The organism is Pseudonocardia sp. GCM10023141 (genome assembly GCF_042653605.1).
In genome coordinates this window covers 77,134-91,615 of the sequence record NZ_JBHSIR010000017.1, presented here as the reverse complement: position 1 = coordinate 91,615, position 14,482 = coordinate 77,134, and the positions used below count along the sequence as shown (strand labels likewise).

Sequence of the window (14,482 nt, the reverse complement as noted above, 5' to 3'; positions counted from 1 at the left end):
TCAGCCCTCCAGCGGACGGAAGCAGCTGTCGCGGTCCTGCGGCACGAACACGCCACCGATGAGCTGCAGCGCCAGATTCGGGTCCTGGAACTTCTCGTAGGACCGCGTGATCGAGGGCGACACCGACCAGTCGATCTCGTCGTAGCAGCCGGCGAGCCGCGCCCACGCCTTCAGCTTCCACGCGTACATCGAGGTGGCGTAGAGGTTGCGCTCCTCGGGGTCGGTCTCGGCGAGTCGCTGATACAACGCGCGGTGCGCCTTGCGGATGGCCGCCGTGGCCTCGGCGAGATCGGCCAGCTCCAATGGGCGCAGCGTGCCGCCGTCGGTGCAGAACACCCGGGTCTCGATGATGTCGGCCTGGTAGTCGCTCGGGGTGAACCAGGCGGTGCCCCACACGTTGTTGTCCATCTTGACGCTCGCGGGCAGCCGGTGGGCGATGACGAAGTGGTGGAACGGCAGCGTCTCGCGGATGCCGTCGAGCCACGGGAAGTCACCGTCGCCGTCGGCGCAGGTCTCGCGCAGCGCGAGGAACGTGCCGTCTCCCAGCTCGTAGGGGCCGGTGTCGCAGACCGCGGTGCGGGCGTCGCAGTTCTCCAGGAACGCGTACGCGGTCAGCCGGGCGCCGAACTTGCGGATCGCGGAGCGGTGCTCGCCGTCGGCAGGCAGCAGATGACCGCGGATCTCGGCCAGCAGGGCGTCGCTCACCACGTGCGAGCTGTTGGTTGGCTCGGCGTGCATGTTGTAGAGCACGCCGTCGGTGCGCATCGCGATGGTGGCGTCGCGCCAGAACTTCAGGACCGTGAGCTGGTCCTCCAGGCCGTCGGCCAGCGTGTTCTCGCCCAGGTCGACGTAGAGCTCGCGCCCGGTCAGGTAGTGCAGCGGCATCGCGGCGAGGTTGATGAAGCTGCGCTTGTTGCCGATCGGCAGCGCCTTGCGCACCAGCTCGGCGGGCGTGGCGTGCTGCAGGATCGTGCGGATCCGGTCGGGGACCCGGAGGTAGTCCTCCATCATCGACATCAGGATGTAGGTGTTCATCCCGAACAGCTCCGACTCGAACACCGTGCGCGCCGAGAGCTCCGACTTGTAGGCCGCGCCGCCCTCGTGCACGAGCCAGTTCCACTCGTCGAGCGTCGGCTCGTAGGAGGCGTCGGTGAACAGGGCCTTGAGATCGCTCGGCGTCGTCAGCTGGGCGGTCATGCCGTCACCGCCCCGGCCGCCACGGTGATCCGGGCGGTGTCGGTGTCGGTCAGGTCGAGCACCACCGTGTCACCGTCGGACACGGTGCCCGACAGGTTCGCCGCGAGCACGCACGGCACGTCGGACTCGCGGGAGAGGATCGCGAGGTGCGACTCCCGGCTCCCGGCCGTGCACACGATCCCCTTCAGGTCCGGCAGGATCGGCGACAGGAACGTCATACCGCCCTTGCTGACGAACGCGATGGTCTCCTCGAGGTCGTCGTCGTCGATCGACAGCACGTCGGACGTGTCGTTGAACCAGCGGGCCACACCGCGCACCTGGCCTGCTGTGAACAGGTTGACGCCGGTTCCCACCTCGTTGAGGTCCTCGCTCATCACCGCTCCGTCCCACCCCTCCCGGGGTGATCACCGTCGACTCGGGCACGCTTCTGCGCTGGTCGGACGGTAGGAGCGGGACCTGGGTGTGACCCAGTGCACTTAGGGGGACAGTGAAGTTCAGGGGGACAGGGACGTCCACCAGTCCCGCACCGCCGGCGGAGTCTGCGCGTCGATGCGTTCGCCGGGGATCGGCAGCGCGAGCGCGACGCCCGCTGCGGCCGCCGCGGCCCGTAGTCGCTCGACGGGCTCGGCCCAGGCGTGGAACCCGAGGTCGAACGTGGCCCAGTGCACCGGCACCAGCAGCCCGGCGCCGGAGCCCGCGAGATCGACGTGGGCCTGCACCGCCTCCTCGGGCGTCATGTGGATGTCGGGCCAGTGGTCGGAGTACGCGCCGATGGGCAGCAGCGTCAGGTCGAAGGCGCCGTACTGCACCCGGGTCCGTGCGAAGGCCGCGGTGTAGCCGGTGTCGCCACCGAAGAACGTGCGGTGCCGCGGCCCGGCCACCACCCACGACGACCACTGCGTGGTGTTGCGGGTGAGCCCGCGGCCGGAGAAGTGGCGGGCCTCCGCACAGCCCAGCGTCAGCCCGCCGACCTGCGTGGTCCCGGTCCAGTCCAGCTCGACGACCCGGTCCGCGGGCACCCCCCAGCGTCGCAGGTGGGCGCCGATCCCGAGCGGCACCACGAAGGGCGCCGCGCTGTGCTCGACCAGCGCGCGGACGCTCGGTACGTCGAGGTGGTCGTAGTGGTCGTGCGAGATCAGCACCGCGTCGACGGCGGGCAGCTCGGCCAGCGGCCGCGGGGCCGGGTGCAGGCGGCGCGGCCCGATCGCGGCGGACGGCGAGGCCCGCTCCGACCACATCGGATCGGCCAGCACGCGCTGCCCGTCGACCTCCAGCAGCACGCTGGAGTGCCCGAACCACGTGACCGCCAACTCCCCCGCCGGCCCGTCGGGCGCGGTGGTGGCCAGCGGCACCATCCCGGTGGGCCGGCCGATGCGGTCGCGGGCGAAGAGCCGTCCGATGAGCGCAGGCCCGCTCCCCGCCTCGATCACCGCTCCGGGCTCGCTGTTGGCGAATCGCCCGTTCACCGCATGCGGTGATCCGACCGAGCTGACCCGCAGCCGCGGCCCACCCGCCCCGATCGCACGAGGCACCCCACGGGCGGCCTGGGCCAACCGGAACAGCACGAACGAGGCGAGCACCGCGAGCAACGCGCGGCCGGGGGTGCGGGGCACGGGACCAGCCTAGAACGGTGGGAGGTCGTCGAGATCCACCGCTGGTGGCGGCGGTGGATCGGGCTCGCGGGCACAGGGTGGCTCGAGGATCGGCAGGTCGAGCTTCGCGCCCGAGCGGTCGGTCACCTCGGGTTCCTCCTCCCGCGAGATCGGCTCGGGTAGGTCCGGACCGATCGGGGCGCCCCGGGTGCGATGGACCCGCCCCAGCGGGGAGCGCCACACGAACTGCCCCGACACCGGCTGCCACAGCCGCCAGCCGCCGCGGTGTTCGAGCGCATGATGAAACGCGCACAGGCAGTCCAGGTTCTCCTCGACCGTCCGGCCGCCGAACACGTAGTCACGGGTGTGGTCCAGCTCGGTGCGCAAAATCTTGAAACTCGCCACCCGACCCGACACCGTCCCCACCGCGCCAATCTCGTAGCCACCGCGCCAACATCCCGACATCGGCGCGGTGGCCAACGGGTTGGCGCCGTCAGACCGGACCCCACGCCGACAACACCTGCTCCGGTTTCGGTGGGCCTATCCGTCCCCACGCGCAGGCCGATCTGTCGCAACTCGCGGTCCCATCCATCGCAACTCGCGCCGTGACCCCCCACCGCCGGCGCGACGGATCCCCTCATCGCCGTGCCGAGATCGCGAAATCACGCGTCGAGATCGCGAAAACGCCGTGTCGAAACGGCGAAATCCTCCGCCCGCGCCATCGGAAGCGCGTCAACGAGCGCCATCCGTCCCAACTCGCGGGTCGATCCGTCCCAACTCGCGGGCCCATCCGTCGCAACTCGCGCGCTGACCTGCACTGACCCGTAGCTGCGGGAAACGCCTGGCCAGGTTTCTCGGGAGCCCTGCCGGGCAAGAGAGCCCGAGCGCGCGCAGCGCGCACACCGGGCCGACCCCCCTCCCCGAGACCTGCCCCGCCGGCGAGGCGGCACGAAAGTCGGGCACACAACCCGGCCGCACCCGACCGGCGGTAAACCGGGGCACGCCACCCAACGCGACCCGACACGACCGTTCATCCCGACTCGCGGGCCCATCTGTCCCGACTCGCGTCCTGGCTTGCACGACAGCCCGCTGCCGAGCCGTGTCGAGACCGCGAAATCACCGTGCCCAGATCGCGAGATCACCCGGCCCCCCGCCGCAACACGGTACCCACCCCCGCCCACCCCGCCACCAGAGGTGACACCCTCCTCAGGTGCTGCTCGGCCTGCTCTTCGCCCTCACCGCGACGCTGCTCAACAGCGCCGCGGGGCTGCTCCAGGCCGGTGCCACCCGCCGCGTCCCCCGCCGCCACCGGGAGCTGAGCCGGCTCGAGTACGTCGCCGGCATGATCCTGGACGCGCTGGGCTGGGCGGCCACGGTCGTCGCACTGCGGCACCTCCCCGTCTTCGTCGTGCAGGCCGTGCTCGGCGGGGCGATCGCCGTGACGGCCGTCGGGGCCCGGTTGGTGCACGGCACGACGCTGCGGGCGCGCGACCGGATCGCCGTCGGCGGCTGCGTGGCCGGGCTGGCGCTGGTCGCCGCGAGCGCGAGCGAGGAGCGGCCGGCAGCCGTGTCGCCCACGACGCTGATCATGCTGTTCGTCGCGGCCGGGCTGCTGGTGGTCGCGCTCGTCGCCCTGCGCGACAGCGGCCGCAGCCGGCCCTCGGCGCTGGTGGCAGGCCTGGGGTTCGGCGGTACCTCGCTCGCGGTGCGCGCGATCGGTGACCCGGGCGGGACGAACGTCGTGCTGTTCCTGCTCTCCCAGCCGGCGACGTACCTGGTGGTCGCCTTCTGGGCGATCGGGCTGATCTCCTACACGCGCGCACTCGGACTGGGCACGCTCGCGCAGGTGACGGCCGTGCTGGTCGTCACGGAGACGATCGTGCCCGGCCTCGTCGGCATCGCGGTGCTCGGCGAGGGCCCGCGGCCGGGCTGGTGGATCCCGATGATCGCCGGGCTCGCCGTCGCGGTGGCCGGGGTCGTGGTGCTCTCCGGATCACCGGCGCACCGGACGACGACCACCCGCTGAGGTTCACAGCTCCGCGCGCAGCACCGCTGCCGCCCCGGCCATCGCCCGCATCTTCCCCTCGGCGCTGGCCCGCGGCAGGTACTTCATGCCGCAGTCGGTCGCGATGACGATCCGCTCCGGGGCGGCGTGGGGGAAGGCCCGACGCACCCGCGCGGCCACCACGTCGACGGGTTCGACGGCCGGGTCGGACAGGTCGATGACCCCGAGGATGATCGTCTTGCCCGCCAGGTCGGCGAGCACGCCGAGGTCGAGCCCGGACTGAGCGGTCTCGATCGACACCTGGTCCGCCGGGCAGCCGGCCAGCTCCGGCAGGAACGAGTAGCCCTCCGGCCGCTCGTGGATGATCGCGGCATAGCCGAAGCAGATGTGCACGGCCGTGGTACCGGCGACGCCGTCGAGCGCCGCGTTGAGCGCGGCGAGGCCGTAGGCGCGGGCGGCGTCGGGGCGGGCCTGCATGTACGGCTCGTCGATCTGGACGATGTCGGCGCCCGCGGCGTGCAGGTCCTTGATCTCGGCGTTGACGGCGGCCGCGTAGTCCATCGCGGCGGCCTCCGCGTCGGGGTAGTGGTCGTTCTGCGCCTGCTGGCTCATCGTGAACGGTCCCGGCACCGTCATCTTGATCGTGCGGTCGGTGTGGGCGCGCAGGAACCGCAGGTCCTCGACCTCGACGGGGTGCGGACGCCGGATCGGGCCGGTGATCCGCGGCACCGGGTTGGGGTGGCCGCTGCGGTCCAGCGCCGTGCCGGGGTTGTCGATGTCGACGCCGTCGAGCGCGGTGGCGAAGTGGTTGGAGTAGCTCTCGCGGCGCATCTCGCCGTCGGTGACGATATCGAGCCCTGCCTCCTCCTGCGCGCGGATCGCGAGCAGCGTCGCGTCGTCCTGTGCCTGGGTCAGGTACGCGGGATCAACGCGCCACAGCTCCTTCGCGCGCACCCGCGGCGGGAACCGGCCGGCGAGCTTCTCCCGGTCGATCAGCCAGTCCGGCTGGGCGTAGCTGCCGACGAGCGAGGTGGGCAACACGGATTCCTCCAGGTCAGGTGGCGATGTCGGGATAGGGCATGGTCACGTGTGCGGTGCGCCGCGCGTACTCCAGCTGGAACCCCAGCGGCTCGGCGTGGTCACGCTCGAACATCGCGATGAACAGCGTCAACGTCAGGAACGGGTGGGCGCCCAGCTCGAACAGCGTCGGGTAGTCGTGGGCCACCAGCGCGGCGCGCTCGGTCTCCTCGAAGGCCAGCCAGGTGGAGCGCTCGGCATCGATGCAGTTCAGGAGCCGGTTGGCCTGCGTCTCCTCCCACCACGCGACGGTGCCGGCCGGGTCGTCGCGGTAGCGCTCGACGAGCTCGGCGTCGCGGTCGATCGTGAACAGGAACTTGTCCAGCAGGTACTTACTCATGACGCACCGCCCGGGTACCAGGTGAAGTACGCCTCCATGGTGTGGAAGAGGTCGAACGTGTCCACGTAGTCAGCCTTCATCCCCTCCCCCGCCACCCCCATCATCAGCATGAAGTCCATGAAGCCGTGGGTGGCGTTGCCCGGCAGGTGCAGGCTCTCGAGGCTGACCTCGGCCAGGCACTGCTCGATGTCACCCCCGGCGATCCAGCCGACGGCCTTCTGGTCGAACACCGGGTCCGGCCCGTGCGGCCCGAACTGGCGCGGGCCGCCCAGTTCCAACGACAGGTGCCCGGTGCCGATCACCGCCACCCGCTTGTCCGACGGCCAGGACTCGATCAGCTGCCGGATCGTGCGGCCCAGCTGCACGAACCTCTTGGGCTGGGGCAGCGGCGGCGCGAAGATGTTGGTGTAGATCGGCACGATCGGCAGGTCGGCCTCGGGGCGCAGCGTGATGATCGGGCACGTGATCGAGTGGTCGATGCGCAGCTCGTTGGAGAACGCCAGGTCGAACCCGGCGTCCAGCCCCTCGCGCAGCACGTACGCCGAGAGGTCCTCCTGGCCCTTCAGCAGCATCCGGGGCAGGCCGAACTCGCGCTCCTCGTTGTACCAGTTGGCGTCGTAGAACGGCGCCTTGCCGACGAGGAACTGCGGCATGTTGTCGAGCCACAGCTGGTGGAAGTGGTCGGAGCCGACCATCACCAGCACGTCCGGCCGGGCCCGCGTCAGCGTCGCGCGGAACGCCTCCACCTTGCGCACCCACTCGTCGGCGAACGGGGGCCGATCGTCCCCGACCGCCGTGCTCGCCCGATGGTAGAAGGGGTGGTGGGTGGACGCGATCACCGCGACCAGGTCAGCCATGGGAACCTCCCGGGTACGGGTCGGGCTCGACAGAGGTGTTGTTCAGGTCCACCGACAGGAAGATCTCGTTCGCGACGGGGTGGCGCAGCTCCTCGGCCAGCTGGCCGATCAGCCCCGCGGTGCGGGCGAGCAGCGCGAACCCGCGCAGCAGCTCCAGCGGCAGCCCGAGGTCGGCGAGCGCGGCCCCGCTCACACCCGCGCCGTTGAGCGGCAACGTCTTCCCGAGCACCTGCGGGTGGACGCGCCCGATCGCCGCGAACAGCTCCAGGTGCGGTCCGACCAGTCCCTCCTCGGCGGCGATCGTGAACAGCCGCGGCGTGCGCGGGTCCCCGTCCTTGTGGACGTGGTGGCCTAGGCCCGGCACGAACCGGCGCGCTGCGCGCTGGGCGCTCACGGTGGCCAGCGCCAGCGCGTCCCAGCCGGCGTCGTCGGTGGGCAGCTCGCCCGCCGCGTCGAGCACGTCGTGCAGGAACCGGCCGCAGTCCTCGGTGACGCCCAGGAACCGCGACCCCCCGCCGAGCAGCCCCGCCGCGAGCGCGCCCTGCACCGAGTCGGGCGCCGAGAGGTAGGTCAGGCGCGTGACGATGGCGGTCGGGGTGAACCCGTGGTCGGCCAGCGCCGCGAGCACCGCCTCGAACACCCGCGTCTGCGACGGTGTGGGGCGCCGCTGCGTCGCCAACCAGAACGCCAGCTCGCCGAACCCGACGCTGCCCATCACGTCTGCGGCGAGGTCCTGGCCCAGCAGCGTGATCCGATCACGGGTGGACGCGCCCAGCGCGGTCCGGTACTCAGGCATCGGTGGCCTCCTGCAGCCATTCCCGCAGCTCCGCGCCGTGCTCGTCCAGCTCGGGCGGCGGCAGCCGGTAGCCGGCGGGGGTGGCGGAGAAGCGGATCGGGTGCCGGGTGGTCGGGATCGCGCGATCGCCCTCCCCGACGACGACGACCGGGTCGAGACCGAACTTCTCGGCCATCGCGAACCCGCCGTCGATGGTGTTGATCGGGCCGCACGGCACGCCCGCGGCCACCAGCAGGTCGAACCACTCGACGGCCCCGCGGCGCCGGAGCTGCTCGGTGAGCAGCGGGCGCAGCTCCTCGCGGTGCACCGTGCGGTCGGCGTTGCGGGCGAAGCGCGGGTCGTCGGCGAGCGCGGGTACGCCGAGCACGTCGCAGAGCTTGCGGAACTGCGGGTCGTTGGCCGCGGCGACGATCAGGTCGTTGTCGGCGGTGGGCAGCGGTTCGTAGGGGAAGACGCTCGGGTGCGCATTGCCCATCCGGTACGGCACGACGTCGCCTGCGACGTAGGCGGAGCTGTGGTTGACCAGCCCCGTCAGCGCCGAGGACAGCAGGTTCACCTCGACGTGCTGTCCCTCGCCGGTGGCGTCGCGGTGGCGCAGCGCCGCGAGGATGCCGATCACGGCGTGGTTGCCGGCCATCACGTCGAACACGGAGATCCCGGCCCGGTAGGGCGGGCCGTCCGGGTCGCCGGTGAGGCTCATCAGCCCCGAGATCGCCTGCACCATGAGGTCGTAGCCGGGCACGTGGGCACCAGCGCCCGACCCGAACCCGCTGATCGACGCGTAGACCACGCCCGGGTTGCGCTCCTGCACGGCGGCGAAGTCGAGGCCGTACTTGGCCATCCCGCCCGGCCGCAGGTTCTCGATCACCACGTCGGCACGCCGCGCCAGCTCCCGGGCCACCCGGGCGTCGGCGGGGTCGCGCAGGTCGAGCGCGATCGACCGCTTCCCGCGGTTGATCCCGAGGTAGTACGTGGAGACGCCCTCGCGGACCGGCGGCATCCAGGTGCGGGTGTCGTCGCCCTGGAGTCCCTCGACCTTGACGACCTCGGCGCCCATGTCGGCCAGCAGCATCGTGGCGTAGGGGCCCGCAAGGATCCGGGAGAAGTCGGCGACCAGCACCCCCTCCAGGGGTCCGGCACCGGACATGGTCACTCACCTCCGTCAGGCGGACAAGTGTCCGTCGATCTGGATCCTTCGCGCCGAACTCCGGACCGTCAACCCCGAACGGTCGCGGATCAGGAGGCCGACGCCGTGATGTGGGGCACCGCCTCCAACCGGGCGAAGTCGGCGCTGATGTCGCCCGCGGCCTGCAGCAGCAGCGGCAGGTGGTGGCCGACGAGCCGCTCCATCGACGTCTCCGCGGCATGGCAGTTGACGTTGACGCCGGCGATGACGCGGCCGTCCCCGTCGCGCAGCGGGGCCGCGACCGAACGGATCCCGAGCGCCAACTGCTCGTCGGTGGCGGCCCAGCCCCGCGCCCGCACCTCGCGCAGCACCGCGTCACGCTCCGCAGGCTCCGGCTGCCACCGCGGGACGAGCCCGGAGCGGGTGGGCTCGGCCAGCACGCGCTCCAGCTCGGCGGGTGCCAGCGCCGCGAGCTGCACCTTTCCCAGCGACGTGGACAACGCCGGGAAGCGCGTGCCGATCTGCACGGTGAGTGAGACGATCTTCGGAACGGCCACCCGCGCCACGTAGACGATGTCGGAGCCGTCGAGCTGAGCGATCGAGCACGACTCGTCGGTCTGCGCCACCAGCCGCTCGAGGTGTGGGCGGGCGACGTCCCACAGCCCCATCGACCGCACGTAGGCCACACCCAGGTCGAGCACCCGCGGCGTGAGCGTGAACCCGCGGTCGACCGCGCGCACGAACCCCAGCTCCTCCAGCGTCAGCAGGATCCGGCGGGCGGTGGGCCGGGCCAGTCCCGTGGCCGTGGCCACCTCGGCGAGCGTCATCGCCGGGCGGTGCGGCCGGAACGCGGCGATCACCTCGAGCCCGCGCGCCAGCGCCTCGATGAAGTCCGGCCCGGTTCCCTCGCGCGGCATGAACGACCCCTCCCCGTGCTGGCGTCTCCCCGGAGCGCCACGGACCCCGCAGCCTAGCCCGCCGGTGTCCGGATGGCGGACACTCTCGCCCGACCAGCCGACGGATCGACGCTGAAGGGCCGATTGACACCACGCCTGGGCTGGCCGAGAGTGACGCGAGCCGATGATGACCGTGTGTCGGACGTTCGTCCGAAAGACTGGGAGTGACGCGATGAGTGAGCCAACCGACGACCGGCCGGTCGTGCTGCGCGGCGGCACGGTGCTGACCGTCGACGCCACCCACCAGGTGCTCGCCGGCCACGACGTGCTGGTGACGGGCGACCGGATCGCCGCGATCGGCGTCGGGCTGTCCGTCCCGGAAGGCACCGTCGAGATCGACGCCGCCGGCGGCATCGTGATGCCCGGCATGATCGACACCCACCGGCACCTGTGGCAGACGGCGATGCGCGGCTACGGCGCCGACTGGACGCTGACCCAGTACTTCGTCTGGTACTACCTGGAGTGGGGCAAGATCTTCCGGCCGCAGGACGTGTACGCGGGCAACCTGCTCGGCGCCATCGAGGCGATCGACGCGGGTGTCACCACCACTGTCGACTGGTCGCACGGGCTGCAGACCACCGAGCACGCCGACGCCGCCGTCGACGCGCTGCAGGCCGTGCCGGGCCGGTTCGTGCTGGCCTACGGCAACATCCAGGACGCGCCCGCGAACTGGACCGGCACCCCGGAGTTCCGGGACTTCGCCCGCCGCCGCTTCGAGAGCCTGGACAGCTGGGACATGCTCGGCTTCCAGCTCGCCTTCGACGTCACCGGCGAACCGACCTTCCCCGAGAGGCCGGCCTTCGAGGTGGCCCGCGACCTCGGTGTGCCGGTCACCACCCACGCCGGTGTCTGGGGCGCCACCGGCGACGACAGCATCCGGGTGATGTACGACAACGGCTTCATGACGCCCGACACCGTCTACGTCCACAGCGCGTCGCTCTCGGCCGACTCCTACCACCGCATCGCCGCCACCGGCGGATCCGTCTCGGTGTCCACCGAGAGCGAGCAGAGCGCCGGGCAGGGCTACCCGCCCACGTGGGCGCTGCGCCGCCACGGCATCCCGGTGTCGCTGTCGATGGACACCTCGGTCTGGTGGAGCGGGGACCTGTTCTCGGCCATGCGCGCCACGCTGGGCGCCGACCGCTCCCGCGAGCACATGGCCGCGCACGTCGACGGCAACACCGTCACCCACTCCGCGCTGCGCGCCGAGCAGGTCGTCGACTGGGCCACCCGCGGCGGGGCGGCGGCGCTGGGGCGGGAGGCCGACCTCGGGAGCATCGAGGTCGGCAAGAAGGCCGACATCGTGCTGATCCGCAACGAGCACTCCCCCGTGTCGTTCCCGCTGCTGCACCCGCACGGCCACGTCGCGTTCCAGGCGCAGCGCGGCGACGTCGACACGGTGCTGGTGAACGGCCGGATCGTGAAGCGCGACCACCGCCTCGTCGGCGTCGACCTGGCTGCGGCCCGCAGCGCCGTCGAGGACACGGTGGCGCACCTGCGCTCCACCCTCGGCGAGGAGGCCTGGCAGCAGGGCATGAACCCCGACATCCCCGAGACCAAGGTGCTCGACAACCCCTACACCTACACGACCTACCAGAGCACGAGCACGCACAGCGCCTGACGGGGCGCTCAGCCGGCCAGGGAGGCACCCAGCAGCCTGCCGACGATCAGCTCGACGTAGCCGTCGACGACGTCGTCGAGCGACAGGTCGCCGTCGGTGTGGAACCAGTTGCTGATGCCGTTGAGCATGTCGAGCAGCCCGAACGTGGCCAGCCGCGCGTCGGGCACGGTGAACTCGCCGGTGCGCATGCCGGCGGCGATGACGTCGCGGACGCGGCGCTGGTAGTACCGGCGGTGGTCGTCGATCACCGCCCGGTGCTCCGGGGTGAGCGACGCCAGCTCGTGCAGCCCGACGAGGTGCTCGACGCGGCGGCGGTGCAGGTGGCGCAGGTGCCCGCGCACCAGCGCTGCCATCCGCTGCGACGGGGTGCCGGGCGCGTCGAGCAGCGGCAGGTTCTCCTCGTTGGGCTCGCGGGTGACGGTCAGGCAGATCGCGTAGAGGATCTCCTCCTTGGACGCGTGGTGGTGGTAGAGGCTCGCGCCCCGGATGCCGACGGCGTCGGCGATCTCCCGCATCCCGACGCCCGCGTACCCGTCGGTGGCGAAGATCCGCGCCGCCGTCGTGATGATGTCGGCGCGGCGCAGCCGCGTGCGGGCTTCGCGCGACAGGTCGGGCACCGTCACGGAGGGCTCGCCCGCAGCTCGCGCTTGAGGATCTTCCCCTGCGCGTCGACGGGCAGCTCGGCGACGAGGTGCACCGCCTTGGGCACCTTGTAGGAGGCGAGCTGCTCCTTGCAGTGGGCGATCAGCACGTCGGCGTCGACTGGGGCGCCCGCCCGCGGGATGACGAACGCCGTGACGGCCTCGGACCAGTACTCGTGGGGCAGCCCGACGACCGCGGCGCGCAGCACGTCGGGATGGGCGTGCAGGACGCGCTCGACGTCCTGCGACGACACGTTCATCCCACCGGACTTGATCATGTCCTTCACGCGGTCCTGGAAGAACAGGTTGCCGGCATCGTCGCGTCGCACGACGTCACCGGTGTGCACCCAGCCATCGCGCAGCACCTCGGCGGTGCGCTCCGGGTCGCGGTGGTAGCCCAGCATCGTCGAGGGCGAGCGGCAGATCAGCTCGCCGACCTCGGCGTCGTTGCCGTCGGCGTCGACGACCCGGACCTCGAGGTGGCTGACCGGCCTGCCGATCCACGACGGGTCGGCGCCGGGGATGTCGTCGAGCGTGCGGAAGAAGCCGACGGTGCCCAGCTGCGAGAGCTCCGACTGGCCCCAGTAGGTGCCCCAGCGGACCTCCGGTGCGGCCTCGCCCCACGCCGCGACGGCGGTGGGCGGCACGACGCCGCCGTAGGTCATGCAGCGACGCATCTGCCCGACCGCCGCGGGCCCGAAACCGGGGTGCGCGGCCAGCGCCAGGTAGAACGTGGGTGTCTGCGCGACGACCGTGACCCCCTCCCTGGCGATGATCTCCAGCGCGAGCCCCGGCTCCACCGCAGAGGGCAGCACCAGCGTCGCCCCCATCATCGTCAGCGTCGTCATCGAGCCGAGGCCGGCGATGGTGTGGAACGGCATGACGAACAGCCACGTGTCGTCCGGCCCGGTCTGCAGGCCCCAGCTCCACGCGGGCGCGGTGGAGATCAGGTAGTTGCGGTGCGGGATGAGCACGCCCTTGGGCAGTGCCTCGGTGCCGCTGGTGTAGACGATCAGCGCGACGTCGTTCTCGTCGACGTCGGCATCGGGCTCGCCGTCGGGCTCCGCGGCCAGCCGCGCCTCGGCGTCGGCACCGTAGGCCACCAGCGCCGTCCCAGTAGGCAGCACCGAGCCGACCAGCTCCGCGAACCCCGGATCGACGAACACGACGGCCGGTTCCGCGTGGCCCAGCTGGTGCGCCACCTCGGCGGCGCGGTAGAGGGCGTTGATGCCGGTGAACGCCGCGCCGATCTTCAGCGCGCCGTAGTAGGCGGCCACCACGTCGACGGAGTTGCGGGCCATCGACGCGACCACGTCGCCGCGGCCCACGCCGAGCCGCAGCAGCAGGTGGGCGAACCGGTTGGCGCGGCGGTCGAGCTCGCCGTAGGTGAGCGCGACGCGCGAGCCGTCGGCCGGGTAGCTGAGGAAAGCGATCTTGTCGGGCTGGGTGCGGCCGTGGCGGCGGAGCTGGTCGCCGAGGGTGGCGCGGCCGATGCGCGCCCGGTGCACGTCGGGTAGCGCCCGGCCACCTGTCCCCCGGCCACCAGTCCCCCGGCCACCTGTCACGGCGCGACCGCGAACAGGGGCTGCCCGAACGTCTCGGATCCCACGATCTGCTCGACGGGATCGCGGGTGAGCTTGCGGGGGAACGGCCGCTCGGGGAAGCCGACGGCGACGTGCGCCGCGGTGATGTACTCGTCGGGGATCTCCAGCAGCTCGCGCACCCGCTGCTCCTCGAAGCAGAGCAGTGTGGTCACGGCACTGCCCACACCCTGGTCCCGCAGCGCGAGGCAGAAGTTCTGGACGGTCGGGTAGATCGAGGCACCGCCCACCACCGAGAGCCTGCCGAGCTCGTGGTCGGTGGGGTGCAGCCCGTCGAGCGCGGCGCAGACCACCACGATGGCCGGTACCTCGCCGAGGTGCTCGGCGAAGTGGTCCGCGTCCTGCACCGTCGTGGGCAGCGCGGAGACCGCGACCGAGCCCTCGGTGATGCCGTTGAGGTAGGCCTTCCAGATCGGCAGGTACAGGTCGGCGAGCGCCTTCTTGCGCGCGCCGTCGCGGACGACGATCCAGCGCACGGGCTGGCGGTTGCCGCCCTGCGGGCCGAACCGGGCCGCGTCGAACGCCACGCGCAGCACGTCGTCGGGCACCGGGTCCGGGCGGAAGTAGCGGCAGGTCCCGGTCGTGCGCATGGCCTCGGTCAGCTCCATTGCTGGACGTCCTTCACCTGTCGACGGTTAGGCTGAGGCTCGGCAGCATGCTGCGACCCAGGTAA

Annotated in this window: 15 protein-coding genes; 2 read left to right on the top strand and 13 right to left on the bottom strand. The window is 71.8% G+C overall.

The genetic code is table 11. The features are described 5' to 3' along the window. The 4 genes from ACFPFQ_RS08970 to ACFPFQ_RS08955 all read right to left on the bottom strand — a co-directional run bounded on the left by ACFPFQ_RS08970 (window position 1) and on the right by ACFPFQ_RS08955 (window position 3,194). Window positions 1-1,197 (bottom strand): hypothetical protein, encoded by a 1,197-nt coding sequence (locus ACFPFQ_RS08970; protein ID WP_379616734.1) that lies wholly within the window; start codon window positions 1,195-1,197, stop codon window positions 1-3. Further along, window positions 1,194-1,571, bottom strand: coding sequence for a PEP-utilizing enzyme (locus ACFPFQ_RS08965; RefSeq protein ID WP_379616732.1), 378 nt, complete (start codon window positions 1,569-1,571; stop codon window positions 1,194-1,196). The genes ACFPFQ_RS08970 and ACFPFQ_RS08965 overlap by 4 nt, the downstream gene beginning before the upstream one ends. Window positions 1,572-1,691: 120 nt before the next feature. After that, entirely contained in the window at window positions 1,692-2,810 is a 1,119-nt protein-coding gene (locus tag ACFPFQ_RS08960) for an MBL fold metallo-hydrolase (protein WP_379616730.1), read from the bottom strand. Window positions 2,811-2,819: 9 nt separating this feature from the next. Continuing rightward, window positions 2,820-3,194 carry an HNH endonuclease signature motif containing protein gene (locus ACFPFQ_RS08955; protein WP_379616728.1) on the bottom strand — a complete coding sequence of 125 codons (375 nt, stop codon included), beginning with the start codon at window positions 3,192-3,194 and terminating at the stop codon, window positions 2,820-2,822. Between the two features lie 805 nt (window positions 3,195-3,999). On the opposite strand from ACFPFQ_RS08955, the gene ACFPFQ_RS08950 reads away from it, so the two are divergent. Continuing rightward, window positions 4,000-4,815, top strand: coding sequence for a hypothetical protein (locus ACFPFQ_RS08950; RefSeq protein WP_379616726.1), 816 nt, complete (start codon window positions 4,000-4,002; stop codon window positions 4,813-4,815). Window positions 4,816-4,818: 3 nt separating this feature from the next. Here the strand turns inward: ACFPFQ_RS08950 and ACFPFQ_RS08945 are convergent, their stop codons facing one another. From ACFPFQ_RS08945 to ACFPFQ_RS08920, 6 genes are all read right to left on the bottom strand, one after another. Continuing rightward, complete coding sequence (locus ACFPFQ_RS08945) at window positions 4,819-5,835, bottom strand: 5-methyltetrahydropteroyltriglutamate--homocysteine methyltransferase (RefSeq protein WP_379616724.1); 1,017 nt, start codon at window positions 5,833-5,835, stop codon at window positions 4,819-4,821. Between the two features lie 13 nt (window positions 5,836-5,848). Next, window positions 5,849-6,211 carry a hypothetical protein gene (locus tag ACFPFQ_RS08940; protein ID WP_379616722.1) on the bottom strand — a complete coding sequence of 121 codons (363 nt, stop codon included), beginning with the start codon at window positions 6,209-6,211 and terminating at the stop codon, window positions 5,849-5,851. Then, entirely contained in the window at window positions 6,208-7,068 is an 861-nt protein-coding gene (locus ACFPFQ_RS08935; RefSeq protein WP_379616721.1) for an extradiol ring-cleavage dioxygenase, read from the bottom strand. The genes ACFPFQ_RS08940 and ACFPFQ_RS08935 overlap by 4 nt, the downstream gene beginning before the upstream one ends. Next, window positions 7,061-7,864 carry a citryl-CoA lyase gene (locus ACFPFQ_RS08930; RefSeq protein WP_379616719.1) on the bottom strand — a complete coding sequence of 268 codons (804 nt, stop codon included), beginning with the start codon at window positions 7,862-7,864 and terminating at the stop codon, window positions 7,061-7,063. Before ACFPFQ_RS08930 ends, ACFPFQ_RS08935 begins: the two co-directional genes overlap by 8 nt. After that, window positions 7,857-9,011, bottom strand: coding sequence for a CaiB/BaiF CoA transferase family protein (locus tag ACFPFQ_RS08925; protein ID WP_379616717.1), 1,155 nt, complete (start codon window positions 9,009-9,011; stop codon window positions 7,857-7,859). Before ACFPFQ_RS08925 ends, ACFPFQ_RS08930 begins: the two co-directional genes overlap by 8 nt. A gap of 89 nt (window positions 9,012-9,100) precedes the next feature. Further along, window positions 9,101-9,907 carry an IclR family transcriptional regulator domain-containing protein gene (locus ACFPFQ_RS08920; protein WP_379616715.1) on the bottom strand — a complete coding sequence of 269 codons (807 nt, stop codon included), beginning with the start codon at window positions 9,905-9,907 and terminating at the stop codon, window positions 9,101-9,103. 211 nt (window positions 9,908-10,118) lie between these two features. Here ACFPFQ_RS08920 and ACFPFQ_RS08915 point away from each other — a divergent pair, with 211 nt between their 5' ends. Beyond that, window positions 10,119-11,567: an amidohydrolase family protein gene (locus ACFPFQ_RS08915; protein WP_379616713.1), complete on the top strand. Its 1,449-nt coding sequence runs from the start codon at window positions 10,119-10,121 to the stop codon at window positions 11,565-11,567. Window positions 11,568-11,575: 8 nt separating this feature from the next. On the opposite strand, the gene ACFPFQ_RS08910 is transcribed toward ACFPFQ_RS08915, so the two are convergent. From ACFPFQ_RS08910 to ACFPFQ_RS08900, 3 genes are read right to left on the bottom strand one after another with little or no spacing between them, the layout of a single operon-like run. Continuing rightward, the gene (locus ACFPFQ_RS08910; protein WP_379616711.1) at window positions 11,576-12,190 is read right to left on the bottom strand and encodes a TetR/AcrR family transcriptional regulator; all 615 of its coding nucleotides are present in this window, start codon (window positions 12,188-12,190) and stop codon (window positions 11,576-11,578) included. Continuing rightward, window positions 12,187-13,716 (bottom strand): class I adenylate-forming enzyme family protein, encoded by a 1,530-nt coding sequence (locus tag ACFPFQ_RS08905; protein WP_379616709.1) that lies wholly within the window; start codon window positions 13,714-13,716, stop codon window positions 12,187-12,189. Before ACFPFQ_RS08905 ends, ACFPFQ_RS08910 begins: the two co-directional genes overlap by 4 nt. A 53-nt stretch (window positions 13,717-13,769) precedes the next feature. After that, window positions 13,770-14,417, bottom strand: a complete 648-nt coding sequence (locus ACFPFQ_RS08900; protein ID WP_379616707.1) for a nitroreductase family protein — start codon at window positions 14,415-14,417, stop codon at window positions 13,770-13,772. Window positions 14,418-14,482 lie beyond the last annotated feature (65 nt).

Excerpts from the sequence above, each read along its gene's own strand:
- ACFPFQ_RS08920 (WP_379616715.1), bottom strand. The coding sequence starts at position 9,907 with ATGCCGCGCGAGGGAACCGGGCCGGACTTCATCGAGGCGCTGGCGCGC.
- ACFPFQ_RS08935 (WP_379616721.1), bottom strand. The coding sequence starts at position 7,068 with ATGGCTGACCTGGTCGCGGTGATCGCGTCCACCCACCACCCCTTCTAC.
- ACFPFQ_RS08965 (WP_379616732.1), bottom strand. The coding sequence starts at position 1,571 with ATGAGCGAGGACCTCAACGAGGTGGGAACCGGCGTCAACCTGTTCACA.
- ACFPFQ_RS08925 (WP_379616717.1), bottom strand. The coding sequence starts at position 9,011 with ATGTCCGGTGCCGGACCCCTGGAGGGGGTGCTGGTCGCCGACTTCTCC.
- ACFPFQ_RS08970 (WP_379616734.1), bottom strand. The coding sequence starts at position 1,197 with ATGACCGCCCAGCTGACGACGCCGAGCGATCTCAAGGCCCTGTTCACC.
- ACFPFQ_RS08915 (WP_379616713.1), top strand. The coding sequence starts at position 10,119 with ATGAGTGAGCCAACCGACGACCGGCCGGTCGTGCTGCGCGGCGGCACG.
- ACFPFQ_RS08930 (WP_379616719.1), bottom strand. The coding sequence starts at position 7,864 with ATGCCTGAGTACCGGACCGCGCTGGGCGCGTCCACCCGTGATCGGATC.
- ACFPFQ_RS08900 (WP_379616707.1), bottom strand. The coding sequence starts at position 14,417 with ATGGAGCTGACCGAGGCCATGCGCACGACCGGGACCTGCCGCTACTTC.
- ACFPFQ_RS08940 (WP_379616722.1), bottom strand. The coding sequence starts at position 6,211 with ATGAGTAAGTACCTGCTGGACAAGTTCCTGTTCACGATCGACCGCGAC.